This is a genomic window from Bacillales bacterium (assembly GCA_035700025.1).
In the GTDB taxonomy this organism is placed as follows: Bacteria; Bacillota; Bacilli; order Bacillales; family DASSOY01; genus DASSOY01.
Genome location: DASSOY010000072.1, coordinates 1 through 20,589, shown reverse-complemented (window position 1 = coordinate 20,589; position 20,589 = coordinate 1). Strand labels below are relative to the sequence as shown.

At 47.7% G+C, this 20,589-nt stretch carries 22 protein-coding genes; all 22 read right to left on the bottom strand.

The annotated features are described in order from the left end of the window. Positions 1-4 precede the first annotated feature (4 nt). Positions 5-226, bottom strand: a complete 222-nt coding sequence (locus VFK44_11905) for a flagellar FlbD family protein (protein HET7629066.1) — start codon at positions 224-226, stop codon at positions 5-7. A 38-nt stretch (positions 227-264) separates the two neighbouring features. After that, positions 265-1,533, bottom strand: coding sequence for a flagellar basal-body rod protein FlgF (flgF, locus tag VFK44_11900; GenBank protein HET7629065.1), 1,269 nt, complete (start codon positions 1,531-1,533; stop codon positions 265-267). A gap of 79 nt (positions 1,534-1,612) precedes the next feature. Next, complete coding sequence (locus VFK44_11895) at positions 1,613-1,984, bottom strand: TIGR02530 family flagellar biosynthesis protein (GenBank protein ID HET7629064.1); 372 nt, start codon at positions 1,982-1,984, stop codon at positions 1,613-1,615. Positions 1,985-1,988: 4 nt separating this feature from the next. After that, the gene (flgD, locus tag VFK44_11890; GenBank protein HET7629063.1) at positions 1,989-2,450 is read right to left on the bottom strand and encodes a flagellar hook assembly protein FlgD; all 462 of its coding nucleotides are present in this window, start codon (positions 2,448-2,450) and stop codon (positions 1,989-1,991) included. After that, positions 2,447-3,793 (bottom strand): flagellar hook-length control protein FliK, encoded by a 1,347-nt coding sequence (locus VFK44_11885; protein HET7629062.1) that lies wholly within the window; start codon positions 3,791-3,793, stop codon positions 2,447-2,449. Before VFK44_11885 ends, flgD begins: the two co-directional genes overlap by 4 nt. 31 nt (positions 3,794-3,824) lie before the next feature. After that, positions 3,825-4,385, bottom strand: coding sequence for a hypothetical protein (locus VFK44_11880; protein ID HET7629061.1), 561 nt, complete (start codon positions 4,383-4,385; stop codon positions 3,825-3,827). Positions 4,386-4,398: 13 nt separating this feature from the next. Beyond that, positions 4,399-4,836, bottom strand: a complete 438-nt coding sequence (gene fliJ, locus VFK44_11875; GenBank protein HET7629060.1) for a flagellar export protein FliJ — start codon at positions 4,834-4,836, stop codon at positions 4,399-4,401. Beyond that, on the bottom strand, positions 4,836-6,155 hold the full coding sequence (gene fliI / locus VFK44_11870) for a flagellar protein export ATPase FliI (GenBank protein HET7629059.1): 1,320 nt from the start codon (positions 6,153-6,155) through the stop codon (positions 4,836-4,838). Before fliI ends, fliJ begins: the two co-directional genes overlap by 1 nt. Position 6,156: 1 nt before the next feature. Beyond that, on the bottom strand, positions 6,157-6,921 hold the full coding sequence (fliH, locus tag VFK44_11865) for a flagellar assembly protein FliH (protein HET7629058.1): 765 nt from the start codon (positions 6,919-6,921) through the stop codon (positions 6,157-6,159). Continuing rightward, complete coding sequence (fliG, locus tag VFK44_11860; GenBank protein HET7629057.1) at positions 6,914-7,930, bottom strand: flagellar motor switch protein FliG; 1,017 nt, start codon at positions 7,928-7,930, stop codon at positions 6,914-6,916. Before fliG ends, fliH begins: the two co-directional genes overlap by 8 nt. 8 nt (positions 7,931-7,938) lie before the next feature. After that, on the bottom strand, positions 7,939-9,522 hold the full coding sequence (gene fliF, locus VFK44_11855; GenBank protein ID HET7629056.1) for a flagellar basal-body MS-ring/collar protein FliF: 1,584 nt from the start codon (positions 9,520-9,522) through the stop codon (positions 7,939-7,941). 28 nt (positions 9,523-9,550) lie between these two features. Continuing rightward, on the bottom strand, positions 9,551-9,844 hold the full coding sequence (gene fliE, locus VFK44_11850) for a flagellar hook-basal body complex protein FliE (GenBank protein ID HET7629055.1): 294 nt from the start codon (positions 9,842-9,844) through the stop codon (positions 9,551-9,553). Positions 9,845-9,860: 16 nt separating this feature from the next. Then, on the bottom strand, positions 9,861-10,313 hold the full coding sequence (gene flgC, locus VFK44_11845) for a flagellar basal body rod protein FlgC (protein HET7629054.1): 453 nt from the start codon (positions 10,311-10,313) through the stop codon (positions 9,861-9,863). 5 nt (positions 10,314-10,318) lie between these two features. Further along, on the bottom strand, positions 10,319-10,705 hold the full coding sequence (flgB, locus tag VFK44_11840) for a flagellar basal body rod protein FlgB (GenBank protein HET7629053.1): 387 nt from the start codon (positions 10,703-10,705) through the stop codon (positions 10,319-10,321). A 286-nt stretch (positions 10,706-10,991) separates the two neighbouring features. Then, positions 10,992-11,768, bottom strand: coding sequence for a GTP-sensing pleiotropic transcriptional regulator CodY (gene codY / locus VFK44_11835; GenBank protein ID HET7629052.1), 777 nt, complete (start codon positions 11,766-11,768; stop codon positions 10,992-10,994). 57 nt (positions 11,769-11,825) lie between these two features. Beyond that, positions 11,826-13,229 carry an HslU--HslV peptidase ATPase subunit gene (gene hslU / locus VFK44_11830; GenBank protein HET7629051.1) on the bottom strand — a complete coding sequence of 468 codons (1,404 nt, stop codon included), beginning with the start codon at positions 13,227-13,229 and terminating at the stop codon, positions 11,826-11,828. 66 nt (positions 13,230-13,295) lie between these two features. Further along, positions 13,296-13,835, bottom strand: a complete 540-nt coding sequence (gene hslV / locus VFK44_11825; GenBank protein ID HET7629050.1) for an ATP-dependent protease subunit HslV — start codon at positions 13,833-13,835, stop codon at positions 13,296-13,298. 23 nt (positions 13,836-13,858) lie between these two features. Further along, positions 13,859-14,761: a tyrosine recombinase XerC gene (gene xerC / locus VFK44_11820; GenBank protein HET7629049.1), complete on the bottom strand. Its 903-nt coding sequence runs from the start codon at positions 14,759-14,761 to the stop codon at positions 13,859-13,861. 107 nt (positions 14,762-14,868) lie between these two features. Then, a complete protein-coding gene (gene topA, locus VFK44_11815; protein ID HET7629048.1) occupies positions 14,869-16,938 on the bottom strand; it encodes a type I DNA topoisomerase in 2,070 nt (689 codons plus the stop codon). 166 nt (positions 16,939-17,104) lie between these two features. Then, positions 17,105-17,968, bottom strand: a complete 864-nt coding sequence (dprA, locus tag VFK44_11810; GenBank protein HET7629047.1) for a DNA-processing protein DprA — start codon at positions 17,966-17,968, stop codon at positions 17,105-17,107. A 107-nt stretch (positions 17,969-18,075) separates the two neighbouring features. Beyond that, positions 18,076-18,975, bottom strand: coding sequence for a succinate--CoA ligase subunit alpha (sucD, locus tag VFK44_11805; protein ID HET7629046.1), 900 nt, complete (start codon positions 18,973-18,975; stop codon positions 18,076-18,078). Between the two features lie 16 nt (positions 18,976-18,991). After that, on the bottom strand, positions 18,992-20,152 hold the full coding sequence (gene sucC / locus VFK44_11800) for an ADP-forming succinate--CoA ligase subunit beta (protein ID HET7629045.1): 1,161 nt from the start codon (positions 20,150-20,152) through the stop codon (positions 18,992-18,994). Between the last annotated feature and the right edge of the window lie 437 nt (positions 20,153-20,589).

The window sequence follows — 20,589 nt, the reverse complement described above, 5'->3', positions numbered from 1 at the left end:
AGCCTTAATCCCCTTCTATCTTTTCGTTTCTTGCAGCCAACCCGATGATTCCGATTCTCCGGTAAAAATGTATGATTGCCTGATGCACTTCTTCCGCCGTTTCCTTAACGACGAGCTTCTTCCCGTTGACCATCGTGATTGTTGTGTCCGGCAAGCTCTCCACCTGTTCGATGAAACAGGCATTTAAGCGAAACCGATGATCGTTCAATCTCGTAAGTTCAATCATTATTTAATCAGGGGCGGGAACAAACCGCCCCCGCCTCCTTATCGTTTGAGATTCACGAGTTCCTGCAAGATTTCGTCCGAAGTTGTAATGATTCGTGTGTTCGCCTGGAATCCGCGTTCGGCGACAATCATTTCCGTAAACGCCGTCGCCAAATCCACGTTCGACATTTCGAGCATGCCCGTCTGCAAGATACCGATCCCATCGCCCGGCACCGCCTCAATCGGATCTCCCGAGTTGTTCGTTACCGAGTACAGATTATCCCCGGCTTTTTCAAGACCGCCGGGGTTGTTAAACCCGGCCAGCGCAAGCTGCCCGAGCAACTGTACGTCGCCGTTGGACAACACGCCCGAGATTTCGCCGGAATTCCCGATCTGATACCCCGTCAACAACGCGACATCTCCGATAACGTCCGCCGTACCGACAGAATCGCGTACCGAGAGCGCCGTCAAATCAAAGCCGCTTTCGGGAATGTCGATCTGCTGTCCGCTCGGATAAGTAAAAGTGGCCGGATCGCTGCTCAAGTTTACTGTTTTTACCGTCCCGTCTTCATTGAACGTCACGGTTCCCGTAACATCAGAAGCGCCCGTTGAGGAAAGGGTAATGTTCATTTGCTGCACATAATATTCATTGGTCGTATTCGGAACCAATGCCGCTGTCGGCGAATCAAACGTGATCGAGGAAGGATGTTCCACTCCTAGGGAATCGAACAATTTAAAGTTCAACGTCTTCGTTTGGGTTCCTGCGGCAGCGCCTGTGGTCGGATCGATGAAATTATTGATGTCGAGGTTCCCGGCGACGGTCACAGAGTCCGACAAAGGTTGTTGAATTGTGTCATCGCTGATGTACAATTCGGTCAAATCTCCAGCCTTGTCGATTTGGCCTTTGTTGTTCACGCCGTAACCGAGGACGCGCATCCCGTCTGAATTAACAAGTAACCCGTTTTGGTCGATATAAAAGTTTCCGGCTCTTGTGTAAAAATTTTGAAACCCTTTGTTTACGATAAAATAACCGTCTCCCGATATTGCCACGTCGAGGGCTCGTCCCGTCGTTTGTAAACTGCCTTGCGTTTGGATCTTGTCGATCGATCCCATTGATGATCCGAGACCGACTTGCTTCGGGTTGATCCCGCCGCGATTGAACGTCGGGCTGCTTGCCGCGGACAGTTGTTGGCTGACAAGGGACTGGAACGTCACTCTTCCTTTTTTGTACCCGTACGTATTGACATTGGCGATGTTATTGCCGATAATGTCCAATTTCGTTTGGAAATTTTTCATTCCACTGATTCCTGAATACATCGATCTTAACATGTGTAAAACCCCTTTCGAGCGATGAATTGATTTGCTTCCGTCATTCGGCAAATCGGCGGTCTCCATTTCGGTCCAACCGTCATTCCAATACAATCGCTCCGTTTATATTCGTAAAAATATGTGACGCCGCTTCTTTTCTGTTCATCGCGGTGACAACCGTGTTGTTTTTTGTGTTTACGATCAATGCAGCTTCTCCGGCTAACACGAGCGAATCGACAATGCCTTTTCCGCGGGCGACAGACACCTTGCTATCAATTTTCCGCCACTGGCTTTCCGACAAGTACAAGTTTCTTTCCGTCATTCTTTGAGCTGCATGTTTGCTTACGTTTAACGTCCCGATTTTCTCCGTTTCCGTTTTTAACCGTTGGGCAAACGATGGCTCCGTCGTTTTGCTCGGTTGCGGCTGTTTCGGAACGATTTTCGGGAGCAATTCGGGTTGTATGCGTTTCATCACCTTAGGCAGTCCCTTCCGAAGTTTCAGGCATTCCGATTGAAACAATCATGCTTTTGTCGACGACTTCGCCGTTTTGAGTATGAAGTTCAACCACTCCGTTCTTGATCGAAACGGACTCGACGATGCCGCTTTCGGCCACATTCTCCTTGCCTTCTTGATCTTTCTCATTTTTCCAAGTCACTTGCTTACCGATCCACTCCGCAAAATTCGATAATTGGTTTCCGTTTTGCTGTTCAAGAAACCCGCTCAATAATGCGTTCATGTTTGTCATTTGTTCCAAAGATGAAAAGGTCGCCATCTGTGATATAAATGCCTTATCATCCATCGGCTTTAACGGGTTTTGATTTTTCAGTTGAACGATGAGCATTTTCAAGAAATCGTCTTTTCCAAGTAATCGGTCGGCTTCGCCAGGTTTTCGCGAAAGATCGGACAAATACAAAGACTCTCCGGTTCTGTCGATCATGCGTTCACCTCCTTGTCAAGATCAGCATGAAACTGTTCTACCCAAGCCAAAAATCCGGCATCCGAACGTTCTCTTTCGTCATCCTTGTGACGTTCGCCTTGTTGAGAATCTTGTTGATCACGCTCATGGCCGTGCTCCTGGTCAAACTCTTGTTGTTGCCCCGGAAGTTGATGAAACGGCATGGAAACTTGCAGCTTCGACACATGCAAATTTTGACTAACGAACGCATTTTGCAACTGATGCAAATGGGATTCAACAAGGGTTTTCGCCGCCGGCGTCGATGTCACGAGCGTTGCCGTCAATTGCCCGTCCACCCGAGTCAACTGTATGTTTAACTTTCCGAGATGGCGGGGATAGAGTTGTATCGACAATTGTTGTTTCCCTGCTGAATTCGTCAATCGCCCATGGGTCAACACTTTTTGAATTTCGCGTATCCATTGATCTTTGCTGACGGAATCCGCGCCGTCCCGAACGTGTAATGCGTATTGTTGCAGCCGGTTCATTGGCCCTGGCAAAAACGACTGCGAACCCGGAACAGATTCTTTACGTGTTGGTGGATTCGAAAATGCTCGTCGAAAGATGGAATCGGCCGTTTTCTTCATGTCGAAATTTCCTTGTGCGAATGACGGCTTTTCGTTTCCGCCCGTTTTTCCGGCTTGTCGGTTTTCAGACGTTTGGTGACGTTCCGTCAACACATGATCAACGTAGCCGTTTATGTGACGTTGCGATTGAATAGGCGCGTTATTCGCACTCGTCATCGATTGTCCGTTCGTATGCAGCCATTGGCTAAGGGCATTCAGCGTCTGACGAACGCTAGTGCTCAACTCGACGAAAGATTGCGTTTCCGAGTGAACGGCTTGCGAATAAAGAATTTTGACATTTTCAGCCATGAAACTCAACAGCGTGGATTCGCCGTTTTCGCTGTCCGGTCGCAGCTGCATGAGTTGCTGCAACTGTTGAAGCAAACCGGACAATTGTGCCTCAAGTTGTTCCCATTGAACGGATGGCATAAGGTCACCGTCCATAGATGGCATCTCTTTTTTCTCATTTCCTTCCGTTTTCATGCCGTCCAAGATTTGCCGCAACACGTTCCTTAATGCAAGGACCATTTGTTTCGTCTCTTCGAGCACCATTGCGTTCGAAGTGCCGGAAGCGGATCTCGTTATGTTTCCTTCACCGTCTGAATGATTCACTTTTGAAGCGGTGTCTTGGCCGCTTGAACCGGTTTGCTTGACGTTCGACAAAAGCAATTGAAAAACCCCAGCGGCTTCTTTTGGTTTCGCAGCATTCGCCGACATCGTCGAATGCTCGATCATTTTCGAATGCGCTATCGAAGGCGTCATTTGTTCACCTCCTTTCAAAGTTTCGACGCAGCTACGACTCGTTTGCCAGCAACAACGTCAACTTGGCCGCACGCTTCGGTTTCATTTCAGCCAAAATTAAGGCAAGAGCATCGGGTTTCATACGCGATAATACTTGGACCGCGTCGCTGTTTTTCATTTCGCTGATAATTGAAGCGGCATCGTCTGGGGCCATGTCTCCGTAAATTTTGCTCACTTCGTCAAACCCTTTACTCTTCGAAGCAGCATCGGTTGTCGACGTTGGCTCCTTTTGTTCGGATTTCGCCTCTAACCGCTCAACTTCGCTTTTCAATTGGTTGATTTCTTCTTGCTTGGCGGCCAGCTTTTGTTGCAGCCCGTCGATTCGTTCTTTCTGCTTCGTTGCAAGCGATTGAGCTGACGACAATGTCTGTTCTTCCGGTTCCTTTGATCCAGCGAAGAAATAAGAAACAACCGGCAACCGTTTGCCCCAGTTCACTACGTCGGTTCCATTCCACATAAAGTAAGCCGACAAGGAAGCCGCCGCGATGATCAATACGACAAATACAACCATGAGCGGTTTCACTACTTTCCCTGCCGTCCCGCTCTCTTTCATCCGCAACACCTCTTTACCGATGGGCGAAACGAGTCGTCGAGAGTTCGTCCATTTGTGCCATTTCTTCGGCTTTTCTTTTCTTTAGAAATTTCTCATACTCGAGCTTTTTCAACTTCTCGTAACGTTTCACATCGATCGATTTTTCGATCAGACTCGCTTTTGATCGTTCCGCTTCCTGTCGAGCCATTTGAAACAAAGGCTGGAAGTGGTCGATCTCCTTTTGCACGTGATCAAGGTTCGATTGCCATTTTTGAATTTCACCGATTACCGCACCTTGTTGAATACCCTCGGCTTGCAATCTTTCGATCGTTTCTTTTTGTTTAAGGAAGGTATACAACGTTTGCGCGATTTTCTCAAAATTCGCATATGCCTTTTGATAGGAGCGTTCCATATGCTGCTTTTCGTTTTCTTTTACGGTCAACAACTTTTGCAACGTAAACTGAAACGACATCAGGATCCTCCTTTTCCGTACTGCGAGATCAATTCCTGGACCGAATCATTGAGACTCGTCTTTTCGTTGACAGATTGCTTGATGAACTCCTGCATTTGCGGAAAATGTTCGATAGCTTTGTCAACCCGTGCCGATGTTCCTTTTTTGTAGGCGCCAATGTTGATCAAGTCTTCAGAGTCATTGTAAATCGACAACCATTCGCGAAACCTTTCCGCAGCATGTTGATGATCATCGGAAACGATGTCTTTCATAACCCTGCTTACACTGCTTAACAAGTCCACAGCAGGATATTGCCCTTTATTGGCAAGCTTTCGGTTCAGAACGAAGTGTCCGTCCAGTATTCCTCGTACAGCGTCCGAAATCGGCTCGTCCATATCGTCTCCATCCACGAGTACGGTGTAAAAAGCGGTAATGCTTCCGTAACGGTTCGTCCCCGACCGCTCGAGCAAGCGCGGCAACATCGCAAATACCGAAGGCGTATAGCCTTTCGTGGTCGGCGGCTCGCCCACGGCGAGGCCGATTTCCCTTTGCGCCATCGCCACCCGGGTCACGGAATCCATCATCAACAACACATCTTTCCCGCAATCGCGAAAATATTCGGCAATCGCCGTAGCGGTCATCGCACCTTTGATTCGCATTAATGCCGGACGGTCAGAAGTCGCAACGACGACGATCGAATTCTTTAACCCTTCTTCGCCAAGATCGCGCTCGATAAATTCCCGCACTTCGCGCCCCCGCTCACCAATGAGAGCGATGACATTCAAGTCCGCATTCGTGTTTCTTGCGATCATCCCAAGCAACGTACTTTTGCCAACGCCGCTGCCGGCAAAAATGCCGACTCGCTGTCCTTTTCCTACAGTGAGCAAACCGTCGATTGCACGAACACCGAGTTCAATCGGTTGTTGGATGCGCGGTCGTTCGAGCGGATTCGGCGGCACATTATCGACGGAAAAGGAAGACAGACCGCTCGGCAAAGCCCCGCCGTTAAAAAGTTTTCCGTCACTGTCCAAAATCTTTCCAATGAGTTGAGGGCCGACTTTAATTTCCAACGGCATGCCTGTGGATTCGACAAAACTGCCGGGAGAAATCTCGTGGACACTGTGAAACGGCATTAATAAAACTTTTTCGTCGCGAAAACCGACGATTTCCGCCTTGACAGTACGGCCCGATCTCGCTATATGGATATAACAAACGTCCCCTACGGAAGTTTTCGGCGGTCCGTTCGATTCCACCGTCAACCCGACGACGCGGGTCACTTTTCCATATCTTTTGTAAGGATCCAGCGTATCGATCCCGGCCATCAAATCAGCGACATCCATGTTATCGGGCCTCCACTTGATCGAGCAATGCCCGTTTAATCTCGGAAAGCTGACGATCCACGCTGGCGTCGATTCTTCCTAACGGATACTCGATGACGCAATGATGTTCATCCTTGACAGATTCCGGATAGATGAACAGTTCCGCATTTTTCTTCAACAGCTTGTCCAATTCTTTTTTGTGACTCATGACAAAGTCGAAGTATTTTGGATGTACGATCAACCGGATCTCTTCGTGTTCCTTCACCTCTGACATAGCATTTTTGACAATGTTGAGCCAACTTTGCGATTGTTGCGAGATCGTTTGCCGCGTGATCTTTTCTGCTATATGCACCGCTAACTGCAAAATATCGTTCTCTGCGTCCAGCAATCGTTTCCGATACTCTGAGTTGGCAGATATCACCGTTTTCCTAGCTTCGCTCAACAATTCTTCATACTGTTCTTTTCCCGTTTGCAAGCCGAGGGCGTACCCTTCTTCCCATCCTTCGCTCTTCGTCTTTTCGTAAGCTTTTTCTGCCTCGGCTTTCATTCGTTCTTGTTCGGCACGCGCATTGTTCAATATTTTATCCGCTTCGAGTTGTGCGTTTTTTATTAGATTGTTTGCTTGAATTTCCGCTTTTTTCAAAACCGGAACGGCGTCGGTTTCCGGCGAATTCGATAGATCCGTTGAATCCGAGGGTTTCTCAAAAAGCTGCATGTTCGCGATGTGTATTTTTTTCGCGTTTGCGGAAGACTTGTTTGCATTGCCCATCTTAATTATGTTAGACAATGACCTCATCTCCTCCGCCGCGGGCAATCACGATTTCACCGGTCTCTTCCAATCGCCGAATGACGGAGACGATTCGCGTTTGCGCCTCTTCCACGTCACGCAGCCGGACAGGGCCCATGAATTCCATTTCTTCCTTCATCGTTTCCGCCATCCGTTGAGACATGTTCTTGAATACAATCGTTTTCACATCTTCGCTCGCCGCTTTCAAGGAAAGCATTAAATCTTCGTTTTGCACATCACGAATGACACGTTGAATCGCACGATTGTCGAGCGTGACGATATCCTCGAAGACAAACATCCGTTTTTTGATTTCTTCGACGAGCTCCGGATCTTGAGTCTCCAATTCGTCCAGAATCGTCTTCTCTGTACTGCGATCCACACCGTTCAACACTTCCACTACGGCTTCAAGCCCGCCGGCTTGGGTGAAGTCTTTCGTCACCGATGACGATAACCGCTGTTCCAAAATATGTTCGACTTCGTTAATGACTTCGGGCGAAGTACTGTCCATCAAAGCAATGCGTCTTGCCACGTCCCCTTGCATGTCATGCGGCAAAGAAGACAATATTTGCCCCGCTTGGGAGGCATCAAGATACGATAAAATGAGCGCGATCGTTTGCGGGTGTTCGTTTTGAATAAAATTCAAGATTTGTGCAGGATCCGCTTTCCTCGCAAAATCAAACGGCCGTACCTGAAGCGTTTCCGTAAGCCGATTGATGATGTTCATCGCCTCTGTTGTGCCGAGCGCTTTTTCAAGCACTGTTTTTGCATACCCGATGCCGCCTTGAGCGATATAATCTTGCGCCATCGCGATTTGATGAAATTGTTCAATGACTTCGCTTTTCAACGTTTGATCAATTTTTCGAATGTTCGAGATTTCAAGCGTTAATTTCTCAATCTCATCCGCCGACAAATGTTTATAAATTTCCGCGGACGTATCGGGTCCAAGTGTAATCATCAGGGCCGCGGCCTTTTGCTTTCCCGTCATTTCTCGTGTGGTTTTGACCAACATTCACACCCCTATTCGTCGGAAATCCAAGATCGAAGCAATTTCGCAAATTGATCGGGTTTTTCTTTCGCCAACTTTTCCAATTGTTTTCTTCTTATCGTATTTTCGTCATCCGTTCCGGCTTCCATTTCCGGAACTTCGCCGGACGGCTTCGGTTCCTCTCTCACGATCGGCTCATCAGGAGTTCTTCTTTTCTTCATTAACAACAACAACAACAGCAAGATGACGAGAAGCAACACGCCGCCGATGACGTAATACCAAAGCGGAACTTCGTTGCCGCCTCCTTCAGGGATGTCGACGCGTCCCCCGAACGGTTGGACGGAAACGTAAATTTTATCGGAGATTTCTTGTTTCGTTAACGGTGAACCCCCATCTTTCGGCAGGGTCGTACGAATCATTGTCCCGAGAATATTTTTGATGTCGTTGACTCTCGACTGCGGCAAGGATGCCGGATCTTTCGGATCAGGCGGAGCAACCATCACTTGAATGCCGATGTCGCGAATCGAATAAGGACTTTTTTCAATCGTTTTATGAATTTCGTTAAACACATTATTGATTCGTTCTTCAGTATGTGTATATTCACTATTTCCGCTTCCGGAATTCGCTACATAATTCGGTACGTCGCTTGATCCGGTACCGGCAACGCCCCCGGCATTGTTCCCTTTTCCTGAATACGTCTCGCGAATTTTCTCTACGCTCGCCTGCAAACCCTCCATGTCTTCTTTGTCCACAGGCTTCACAAGCTTTTTGACATCTTTTTCTCTCGTGAAATCAATATCGGTCGTGACGGAAACGACGACATTATCCATTCCCATCATCATCCCGAGCATTTTCTGAACTTGGCGTTGCAAGTCTTCTTCGATGCTTTGTTTGATTTCACGCTGTTGTTGATACGCCGACATCGCCGCATTTCCGGACGATGATCCAGCTGGCTCGAAATAGTTAAACATTTGGTCCATGATGACGATGTTCTCTATCGGCAAATTGGGTACGCTTTTGGAAACAAGATGATACAGCGCATTGACTTGCTCAGCTTTCATTCGATATCCGGGATCTAGTTCCAAAACGACGGATGCACTCGCCGATTGGTTTTCGTCGGAAACCCAAACGCTTTGTTGGGGTAACGAAATCATTACTTTTGCGCCTTTTACACCGCTGATCGTCGTAATGAGACGAGACAATTCCGTTTGCATCGCTTCTTGTTTAATAACATTGAACTCGTTATCCGTCATTCCCCAGCTCGCATTTTTTCCAAAAAACGTATAGTCGATATGCCCGCTGTCCGGAATTCCTTCGGCAGCCAGTTCCACTTTCAATGTGTCGACAAGATTTTTCGGAACGCTGATCGTACTTCCGCCGTCGGAAATTTGCGCAGGTACGCCTTTTTCTTCAAGCGTCTGTTTGATTTGACCTGTTTCCTCTGCCGACAAATTGCTGTACAGCGGCACAAAATTGGGTTTCGATAACCACACCATCAATATGACCGCCAGAAGCACAAGACCCGCTCCTCCGGCGATCACTCCCTTTGTGAAACGGGATTGCCCATTCCACAAACGAAGCCCCTTTTCTTTATATTGAGCAAGGATTTCTTTCATTTTTGCCCCCGGTATGTATGTTCAAATATTAGACTTGCATTCTCATTATCTTTTGATAAGCATCAATCACCTTATCTCTAATTTCAACCGCAGCAGTTAAAGTTATGGAAGCTTTTTCCGCAGCGATCATTACGTTATGTAAGTCCGTCGATTTTCCTTGAATGAAGTTTTCCGCCGCTTCGTCCGAGCGGATTTGCGTTTCATTCACCTTTTCCATAGCTTCGCCGAGTAGATTCGAGAAACGTTCGCCGGCTTTCGCGGCCGAAACGTTTTCAGTTCCTTTCGGAAAAGACAATGGGGTCAAACCTTCGATTCTGTCCATGATTTCCCTCCTTTGATCAACGTCCGATTTGCAAAGCTTTCATAAGCATGCCTTTCGTAGCATTGAGCGCGGTTACGTTAGCTTCATAAGAACGCGTTGCGCTTAGCAAATCGACCATCTCCTTAAGCGGGTCCACATTCGGCATTCGTACATATCCATTTTCATCGGCGTCGGGATGATTAGGCTGGTACACAAGCTTGAACGGCGAATCGTCCTCGACGATTGCGGAAACCTTTACCCCTTTTCCTACAGGTTTCGCATCGGCAGAGGCTTGTTGCAAATAATCAGCGAATCTTTGCCCAATCGGTTCCATAACAACCATTTTTCTTCGATAAGGCACCCATTCCCCGTCCACCCGTTTCGCTCTCGTTGAATTGATATTGGCAAGATTAGAAGAAATAACATCCATCCGCATGCGCTGTGCGGTTAATCCGGAGGCAGAAATGTTGATCCCTTGAAAAATCGACATTTGCTTTAATTCCCTCCTCTCAAGACGAGCTTCAGCTGACTGAATTCATGATTCAACCTCGCTACCAATGCCTGGTAACGGATTTGGTTTTTCGCGATTTCCGTCATCTCCCGATCCATGTCGACATTGTTGCCGTTGTGATTGAAAGAAGTTCCGGATTCCGTTAAAATTCTAGCTCTATTCCCTGAGTTTGTCGAAAAATCGAGATGTCTCGGATCCGTTTTGTAAGCTTTTAAATGACTTTTGAATTCATCGGCAAAGACGACCCGTTTCGCCTTGTAATTCGGCGTGTCGGCGTTGGCGATATTTTGCGCGTTTAGTTTTTGGCGCAAAAATGTACGATCCAAAGCACCCTGAAGTTCAGAAACGACTCGATCTGAAAACCATGGCATCGGATTCACCTCGTTTTTTGTTGAATGTTGCGGAATTTAGGTTTATTTTATAGAACGAGTGTACGAATGTCTATGGATTTTCTACAAACTTTTGCTATTGGTACAATGGTCCCACAATAAAAATGGGTCTTTAGGTATGTTTTTTGAAACATTAATAATAGATAATGACACCAATTACATTTATTGTATCCTCCTGTTTGGCGTTCAAAAGGCCGTTCGGTCGATGACGGCACAAAAAAACCACCGGCTTTACACCGGTGGTTCAAGGTTATGGACCCGATCTTCATTAAGATTTCAGTCTGGAAAGCTCAACGAGGAATTTATCGTTCAACACTTTTATGTAAGTCCCTTTCATCCCTAGCGAACGAGATTCAATGACACCTGCGCTTTCCAATTTTCTCAACGCATTTACGATTACGGAACGAGTAATTCCGACGCGGTCGGCGATTTTGCTCGCGACAAGCAACCCTTCTTTTCCATCCAATTCTTCGAAAATGTGTTCGATCGCTTCCAATTCACTGTAAGAGAGGGAACTGATCGCCATTTGAACGACCGCTTTGTTTCGCGCTTCCTCTTCAATCTCTTCGGCTTTTTCGCGCAAGATTTCCATGCCGACAACCGTTGCGCCGTATTCCGCGAGAATTAAGTCTTCGTCTTGGAACGATTCGCGAAGGCGGGACAAAATCAACGTTCCGAGTCGTTCACCGCCGCCTACGATCGGCACGATCGTCGTCAAACCGTTCGCGAACAATTCCTTTTCCTCGACAGGAAACGCCGTAAATTCGCTGTTAATGTCTATGTTCGAAGACGTTTCGGTAATTTTGAACAGATTTTCGGAATATTCGCTCGGAAATTTCCGCTCTTCAAATATTTTTTTCATTCGCTCGTTTTCAATCTCTTGCTTGAGAGCGAGGCCAAGCAATTTCCCGCGCCGGCTCAGGACGAAAATATTCGATTCAATGACGTCTCTTAAAGTTTCCGCCATTTCCTTGAAATTTACCGGTTTTCCGGCAGCTTGTTGCAGCATTGCGTTGATTTGTCTCGTTTTTTCCAACAGATTCATTTTTCTAACACTCTCCTTGTCGTTTATGACCGCCATCTTCACCAGATGACGGCGTTTCTACAATATATATTGACTCAAATCACGGTTTTTCGCGATGTCAGCCAACTTCTCTTCTACGTATTGCGGAGTGATCGTGATCGTCTTAAGGTTGATATCCGGTGCTTCGAACGATAAATCCTCCAACAATCGTTCCAAAATGGTATGCAGCCTTCTCGCCCCGATATTGTCGGTGTCTTGATTGACTTCGTAAGCGATTGTCGCAATCTTACGAATAGCTTCGTCAGAAAATTCAATGTCTATACCTTCAGTATTTAACAACGCTTGATATTGTTTGATCAAAGCATTGTCGGGCTCGACCAAAATATTGACAAAGTCCTCGATTGACAAATCTATCAATTCGACGCGGATGGGGAATCGGCCTTGAAGTTCAGGGATCAAGTCCGAGGGTTTCGCGATATGAAACGCGCCGGCCGCAATAAACAAAATGTGGTCGGTTTTGATCGATCCGTGTTTCGTATTGACCGTAGAACCTTCAACAATCGGCAAAATGTCGCGCTGAACGCCTTCCCGCGACACATCGGCGGAATTTTGGTTTTTTCCGGTGATTTTGTCGATTTCGTCAATAAAAATAATACCCGACTGTTCCGCTCGTAAAACCCCATCTTGCACAACTTCGTCCATGTCAATCAACTTTTGCGCTTCATCTTGCGTCAACACTTTTCTCGCTTCGCGCACGGTCATTTTTCTTTTTTTCTTTTTCTTCGGCAGCATGTTGCCGAGCATATCTTGCATGTTCATGCCGATTTGTTCCATGCCTGCCCCTTGAAATAGATCAAACATGTTGTTATTCGATTGTTCTTCCAATTCCGCGGTGACATAATGATCTTCCAACTCGCCAAGTGCCAGCTGATGTTCGATTTGCTTTCGCCTGGCGGCCAGCGTAGTTTCCTCAGAGTCCCTGTCCATCGTGTCGTTGGATTCGTTTCCGTTTTGGCCCCCGAAAAACATTTCAAGCGGATTTTTGTAGGAAGCTTGCTTTTTCGCCGATGGAACGAGCAACTTCACAATTCGTTTGTTCGCGTTTTCTTCCGCTTTTTCGTGAACGTCTTTCATTCGTTCTTCTTTCACCTGACGAATTGACACTTCGACGAGATCCCGTACCATCGATTCTACTTCACGGCCGACATAACCGACCTCGGTAAATTTCGTCGCCTCCACTTTCACGAACGGGGCGCCGACGAGTTTCGCCAATCGCCTTGCGATTTCCGTTTTTCCGACGCCGGTCGGTCCAATCATCAAAATGTTCTTCGGAACGATTTCTTCACGAAATTGATCGTCGAGCTGCATTCGGCGATAGCGATTGCGCAGCGCGACTGCGACGGACTTTTTCGCCTTTTGTTGGCCGACGATGTATTGATCTAGCTTTTCGACGATTTTTCTCGGTGTCAAGTGATTCTCCATGCTTTGCCTCCTCGGGTGTTTGATACATCCATCGTATGGATCAAACCATCGGCAGGTGAAATTTGTTTACAATTCGTCGACAATAATCCGATCGTTGGTGAACACGCAAATATCGCTCGCAATTTCGAGAGCAGCTCGGGCAATTTCCTTCGCTTCCATGTGCTCGGAATGAAGCTTCATCGCCCGTCCGGCCGCGAGCGCATAATGACCTCCCGAGCCGATCGCAAGAATTCCATCGTCCGGTTCGATCACCTCGCCGGTTCCCGACACGAGTAACAAACCCTCCTTGTTCATGACAATGAGCATCGCCTCCAGCTTTCGCAATACTTTGTCGCTGCGCCATTCCTTCGCAAGTTCGACAGCGGACCGCTGCAAATTTCCGTTGTATGCTTCCAATTTCTCTTCGAATTTCTCCGACAACGTAAAAGCGTCGGCGACCGATCCCGCGAATCCGGCGAGTACGTTCCCTCTATAAAGTTTACGTACTTTCCTCGCAGAATGTTTCATGACGACCGAATTTCCCATCGTCACTTGCCCGTCCCCGGCCATCGCACTTCTTCCATTATGTTGAATCGCAAAGATCGTTGTCGCATGAATCGAACTCATGAAATCCCTCCAAGTGAGAAGCATCAAGCTCTCGGATGATGGTTGCGATACACTTCTCGCAGCCGTTCTTTCGTGACATGCGTATACACTTGCGTCGAGGATAAATTCGAGTGACCGAGCAATTCCTGAACCGCCCGCAAATCTGCGCCTTCGTTGAGCAAATGGGTTGCAAACGTATGCCGCAGCACGTGAGGGCTGATATGGAGATGAAGAGCCGCATTTGTCATCATATCATTCAAAATCTTCCGAACTCCACGTTCAGACAATGGTTCACCGCGATAATTCAAGAACAGCCGATCCGTTTCCAAATGCCCTTTGGCAAGCAAAGCTTTCCTCCCATCGTCAAGGTAAGCGGCGATGGCGTCGAGGGCATAGCTGCCAACCGGAACATATCTTTCTTTGCGCCCTTTTCCCTTGACAAAAACCGTACCGACGAAAGGATCGATATCGTGCACACGCAATCCGCAACATTCGCTCACCCGAAGTCCGCTCGCATATAGTAGTTCGAGAAGCGCTTGATTTCTTTGTCCGAGCGCGGTCGTTCGGTCGCTGACCGAAAAAAGCCGTTCCAATTCTTCTTTGTAAAAAAACTCAGGCAGCTGCATCCCTGCTTTCGGAGTGCGGACGCCGGCGAATGGATTGTCTTCGATCATCGCTTCCCTTTCCAAAAATCGATACATGCTGCGCAAGCAAGACAATTTGCGGGAAATCGTGCGCCTGGCGTAACCGTTTGCATGCAATTCAGTTAAATAAAGCCGTACGTCGGCATAAGAAACAGCAGCAAAACATTCGATGGCTTGCTGCCTCATGAACAACATGAATTGCTCGATATCTTTTCGGTATCCTGATACCGTATGATCCGAATAGTTTTTCTCAATGCGCAAATAGTCGACGTACGCTTGAATGTGAAGTTCGTTCACATCGATTTCACCTCAGAAAGCTCCTAAATCGTACCACAATTCAGGAGCTTTGACAATGGATTTCACAATTTTGTTGAAAAATTCGGAATTGATTTGGATTCCGGCAAATTTGCTTAGCTTTCTTTATAGTCACATTGGCTGCATTGAACCGTCGTGCCTTTTTTCTTTGATTTTTTCTCGACAAGCATTTGTGCGCATTTCGGACATTTGCGGCTGATCGGTTTATCCCACGAGACAAATTCGCATTCCGGATAACGATCGCATCCGTAAAAGATTCTTCGTTTTTTGCTGCGGCGTTCGACGACCTCGCCTTTTTCGCATTTCGGACACGGAACGTCGACCTTTTTCAAGATCGGTTTCGTATTCCGGCAGTCGGGAAAATTCGAGCATGCCATGAATTTTCCGTATCGCCCCATTTTGTAAACCATTTCGCTGCCGCATTTTTCACATTCGACACCCGCTGGTTCGTCTTTGATCTCAACTTCTTTCATTTCCTTTTCCGCATGCCTCAACCGCTTCTCGAAGCCGCGGTAAAACTCGTCGATGATTTCAACCCAATTTTCCTTGCCTTCCTCGATTTCGTCCAATTCATTTTCCATTTTCGCGGTGAATTCAACATCGAGTACTTCCGGGAAGAAGTCGACGATTAATTCTAACACGATCTCACCGAGTTCGGTCGGTACGAAGTTTCTTCCGTCCAGTTGCACGTAATTGCGACGCTGGATCGTATCGAGCGTCGGGGCATAAGTTGACGGTCTCCCGATCCCAAGTTCCTCCAATGTTTTGACAAGACGCGCTTCCGTGTAACGCGGCGGCGGTTGGGTAAAATGTTGGTTCGGCTCGAGATTTTCTTTCGCAACAGTCTTTCCTTCCCGAAGTTCGGGAAGAAAGGTTTGCTCTTCTTTCTTCTTATCATCCGTTCCTTCAATGTAAACTTTCATGAAACCGGCAAACTTAATTTTAGAGCCGTTAGCCCGGAAAACGACCCCTTCTTGTTCCAGGTCGGCCCGTACCGTATCCATGACGGCCGGAGCCATTTGACTGGCGATGAACCGTTCCCATATAAGTTTGTAAAGCCGATACTGATCACGGCTCAAATACGGTTTCATTGATTTCGGATCACGAGAAGCCGAAGTCGGCCGAATCGCCTCGTGGGCATCTTGCGCATTTTCGTTCTTTTTTTGGTTCGCTTTCCCTTTTCTCACATAGTCATTGCCGTAAGTCTTTAATATATAGTCCTTGGCTTCCGTTTGCGCCGTTTCTGACAAACGTGTAGAGTCCGTGCGCATATACGTGATCAAACCGGTCGTTCCGCCTTTGTCGATCTCAATTCCTTCATACAGTTGTTGGGCGAGCATCATCGTTTTCCTTGCCCGGAAATTCAGCTTTCGCGCCGCCTCTTGTTGCAAAGATGAGGTAATGAAAGGCAAGGCAGGGTTGCGGCGCCTTTCTTTTTTCTCAACTTCTTTAACGATGAAGTCGTTCTTCTTGAGCCTCTTCAACACCGCTTTGACGTCGCCTTCTGAGTGAAGTTCCTTTTTCTTGCCGTCCAGTCCGTAAAACTGGGCTTCAAACGATTCGCCGTCTGTCTTGAATCGCCCTTTGATCGACCAGTATTCCTCAGGCTCGAAGTTTTGGATTTCCTTCTCGCGGTCAATGATTAACTTAACCGCAACTGACTGCACGCGCCCGGCGCTCAACCCTTTTTTCACCTTTTTCCATAGCAGCGGGCTGATGTTGTAGCCGACAAGCCGGTCCAAAATTCTTCTCGCCTGCTGGGCATCAACAAGATCCATGTTGATCGAGCGCGGATGTTTGAACGCATCCTTGATCGCGTCTTTCGTAATCTCGTTAAACACGACCCGGCACTCGGAATCTTCCGGGATTTGCAAACTGTTCGCCAAATGCCAGGCGATCGCTTCCCCTTCACGATCGGGGTCGGCAGCAAGAAAGACTTTTTTTGCTTTCTTCGCCGCACTTTTTAAATCTTTCAAAACGTCGCCTTTCCCGCGAATGGTAATATATTTCGGGGTATAGTTTTGTTCAACGTCCACGCCCATTTGACTTTTCGGTAAATCACGGACGTGACCCATAGAAGCTTTCACGGTATATTTTTTCCCTAAATATCTCTTTATCGTCTTCGCCTTAGCGGGAGATTCAACGATCACGAGATAATCTTCCATCTTGACGTTTCTCCCTTCCGTTTGTCTTTACTAAATCTTCACCCATATTAAAGATTGATTCCCCATTTGTCAAATATGATTCATTTGACTGAGCCGTTGCCGTGCTTGACAAAAAGATCGATCCCTTCCGAAAAAGCGCGAAAAAACGCGGGCGTGATGTGACGTTTCATTGCAAATCAGAAGCGTCCGTGACCAGCCGGGCTCCTTGTTGAATGAGGTGATTTGTCCCCGCTGACCGCGGTTCGAACACGGAACCGGGAACGGCATAAACGTCCCGTCCTTGCTCAAGCGCTTGGTCCGCCGTAATTAACGTTCCACTTCTTTCCCTAGCCTCGACGACGAGTGTCCCTTTCGTAAGTCCGCTGATGATGCGGTTTCTGAGCGGAAATTGCCACGGCCGCGCAGGTGTATCCGGAGGGAATTCGCTGATAAGCAAGTGAGAGCGTCCAATTTGCTCGAAAAGGTCCCGTTCGCTTTTCGGATAAACATGGAACAAGCCTGATCCGAGCACGGCAATTGTCGCACTCTGCAAGGCAAGGCGATGAGCAGCGCTGTCAATCCCCTCTGCCAAACCGCTGACGATGCCGCGGCCGGATCGAACGAGCGGCAAAAGCAAATGGCGCAGCACTTTCAAACCGTAGGAAGAAGGATTTCGCGTTCCGATGACGCTCAGCATGTCCGATTGTTGAAACAGCGACACGTTCCCACGGCAATACAATACCCAGGGCGGATCGAAAATATGCTTCAGGAGCGGAGGATAACGATCGTCGAATCTTGTCACGATCTCGATTCCACGGCGTCGGTAAAGGTCGAGTTTTTCTGCCACGTTAATCGTATGTAAGTCTTCATAAAATCGTTTTGCGTATTCACCGGTCATCGAAAATCGCTTGATGAACTCGGATTGTGAATAAGTAAAAATCGAGGCAAGCGTCGCATCAGCTTGCAAAAACTTTGCGATCGTCTTCCAGCCTGCCCCGCGGCATTCATGAATATGGATCAATCGCCGGCGTACATCCGCCTGCTCATTCAACCGCCTCACCTCTTTCATCGGTTTCCATATATACCATCGGCAAAAGGACATCACAAGTAAAGCCGTACGGAAAAAATCCCCTCGTCAGTCGAGGGGATTCGTGATGTTTAACCTTTGACTTTTTCCAACAATCCGCGTTGTTCCAAAACAGAAATCAACGTTTCGCCGATTACCGCTGGAGTTTCAGCTACTTCAATACCACAAGCATTCAACGTCTTGATCTTTTCCGAAGCCGTTCCTTTCCCACCGGAAACGATCGCTCCGGCATGACCCATCCGTTTCCCCGGAGGCGCCGTTTGGCCGCCGATGAAGCCGACAACTGGTTTCGACATGTTCGCCTTGATCCATTCGGCAGCTTCTTCTTCAGCCGTGCCGCCGATTTCGCCGATCATGATGACCGCTTTCGTTTCGTCATCTTCATTGAAAGCCTCAAGCACGTCGATAAAGTTCGTTCCGTTTACCGGATCGCCGCCGATGCCGACAGCCGTCGATTGGCCGATGCCGGACTGCGTTAACTGATGAACCGCTTCGTAAGTGAGGGTACCAGAGCGAGATACAACGCCGACATGACCTTTTTTATGAATGTAACCAGGCATAATACCAATTTTACACTCTTCAGGCGTGATGACACCCGGGCAGTTCGGACCAATCAAACGAGTCTTTTTGCCTTCCATGTAACGCTTCACTTTTACCATGTCAAGCACTGGAATATGCTCTGTAATACAGATGGCAAGGTCAAGTTCTGCGTCAACCGCTTCCACAATCGCATCCGCAGCAAACGCAGGCGGTACGTAAATGATGGACGCATTTGCACCGGTCGCTTCAACCGCTTCCTGTACCGTGTTAAATACAGGCACACCTTCAATTTCCGTGCCGCCTTTGCCCGGAGTCACGCCTCCAACGATCTTCGTTCCGTATTCAAGCATTTGTTTCGTATGATACAAACCTTGGGAACCGGTGATTCCTTGAACGATCACTTTCGTGTCTTTATTGACATACACACTCATTCATTTTCCCGCCTTTCTATTTTACTAAGGATACGATTTTTTCGGCAGCGTTCGACAACGATTCGGCAGCCGTGATGTTCAATCCGGATTCCTCGAGAATCTTTTTGCCTTCAGCCACGTTCGTTCCTTCCAAACGAACGACAAGCGGCAATTCAAGGCCAATTTCTTTCGTCGCCTGCACGATGCCGTTGGCAATGACGTCACATTTCATGATGCCGCCGAAAATGTTGACGAGAATTCCTTTCACGTCCGGATCCGATAAAATCAACTTAAATGCACCGGTCACTTTTTCGGTCGACGCCCCTCCCCCAACATCGAGGAAGTTCGCCGGCTCGCCGCCGTGATGCTTGATGATATCCATCGTTGCCATCGCAAGACCCGCACCGTTAACCATGCAGCCGATGTTTCCATCAAGTGCGATATAGCTCAAATCGAATTTCGAAGCTTCGATTTCTTTCTCGTCTTCTTCGCTCAAATCGCGGTATTCCAAAATATCCTTTTGACGGTACAAAGCGTTATCGTCAAAATTCAATTTCGCATCAAGCGCCATGACTTGGCCGTCACCGGTCGTCACGAGCGGATTGATCTCGGCAATCGAGCAGTCTTTTTCGACGTAAGCCTTGTAAAGTCCCATCATGAACTTTACAGCTTTGTTCACAAGCTTCGTCGGAATGTTAATGTTGAAAGCGATTCGTCTTGCTTGATACGGCATCAAGCCTACGACCGGATCAATTTCTTCGCGGAAAATCTTTTCCGGCGTCTTCGCGGCTACCTCTTCGATTTCCGTGCCGCCTTCTTCAGACGCCATCATGACGACGCGTGATTTTGCACGATCGAGCACGAGACCGACATAATATTCTTTCTGAATGTCGCAGCCTTCTTCAATGTATAACCGTTTCACTTCTTTACCTTCAGGGCCGGTTTGATGAGTCACGAGCTGTTTGCCGAGCAGTTCCTCGGCATATGTACGCACCTCATCCAAGTTTTTCGCGATCTTTACACCGCCCGCTTTGCCGCGTCCGCCGGCATGAATTTGCGCTTTGACGACTTTCACACTGCCATCGAGAGACTTCGCCGCTTCCACAGCCTCTTCGGCAGTAAACGCAACTTTGCCGTTCGGAACGGCCACGCCGTACTTTCTCAAGATTTCTTTCCCTTGATACTCGTGAATGTTCATGTTGAACCTCCTCTTTGTTTTTGGTCCGATATCGGACGAATGCAGGAGTCATTGACCGCTGCGCCGACCCGCAAATTGCTCCACCGATGCATCCTTCAACCGGTCGGCGACCTCCGTCTGATCGACGATGCAATGTTCGGGCACGCATGGCAATAACCGCAGTTCATCTCTCCATCTCGAATGAATAACTGATCACCCGTGAGACACTCACCATTTATCATTGTATATAACTTTCCCGTGCATTGTCCACCGAAGAAAACAGGAAGGGGGCTTGACAAAAATGTGAACAAAAAAAACTTAGACGGAATTAATAACGCAATGAAGGTTTTGAGCCTCCCTTTATCGAAGTATGTAAAGTAGAAAGATACATACTTTGGAGGGCCATGAATGCGAACACCGAATCAAAACAAACCTCAAGAAACGAAATATTTTCGTCC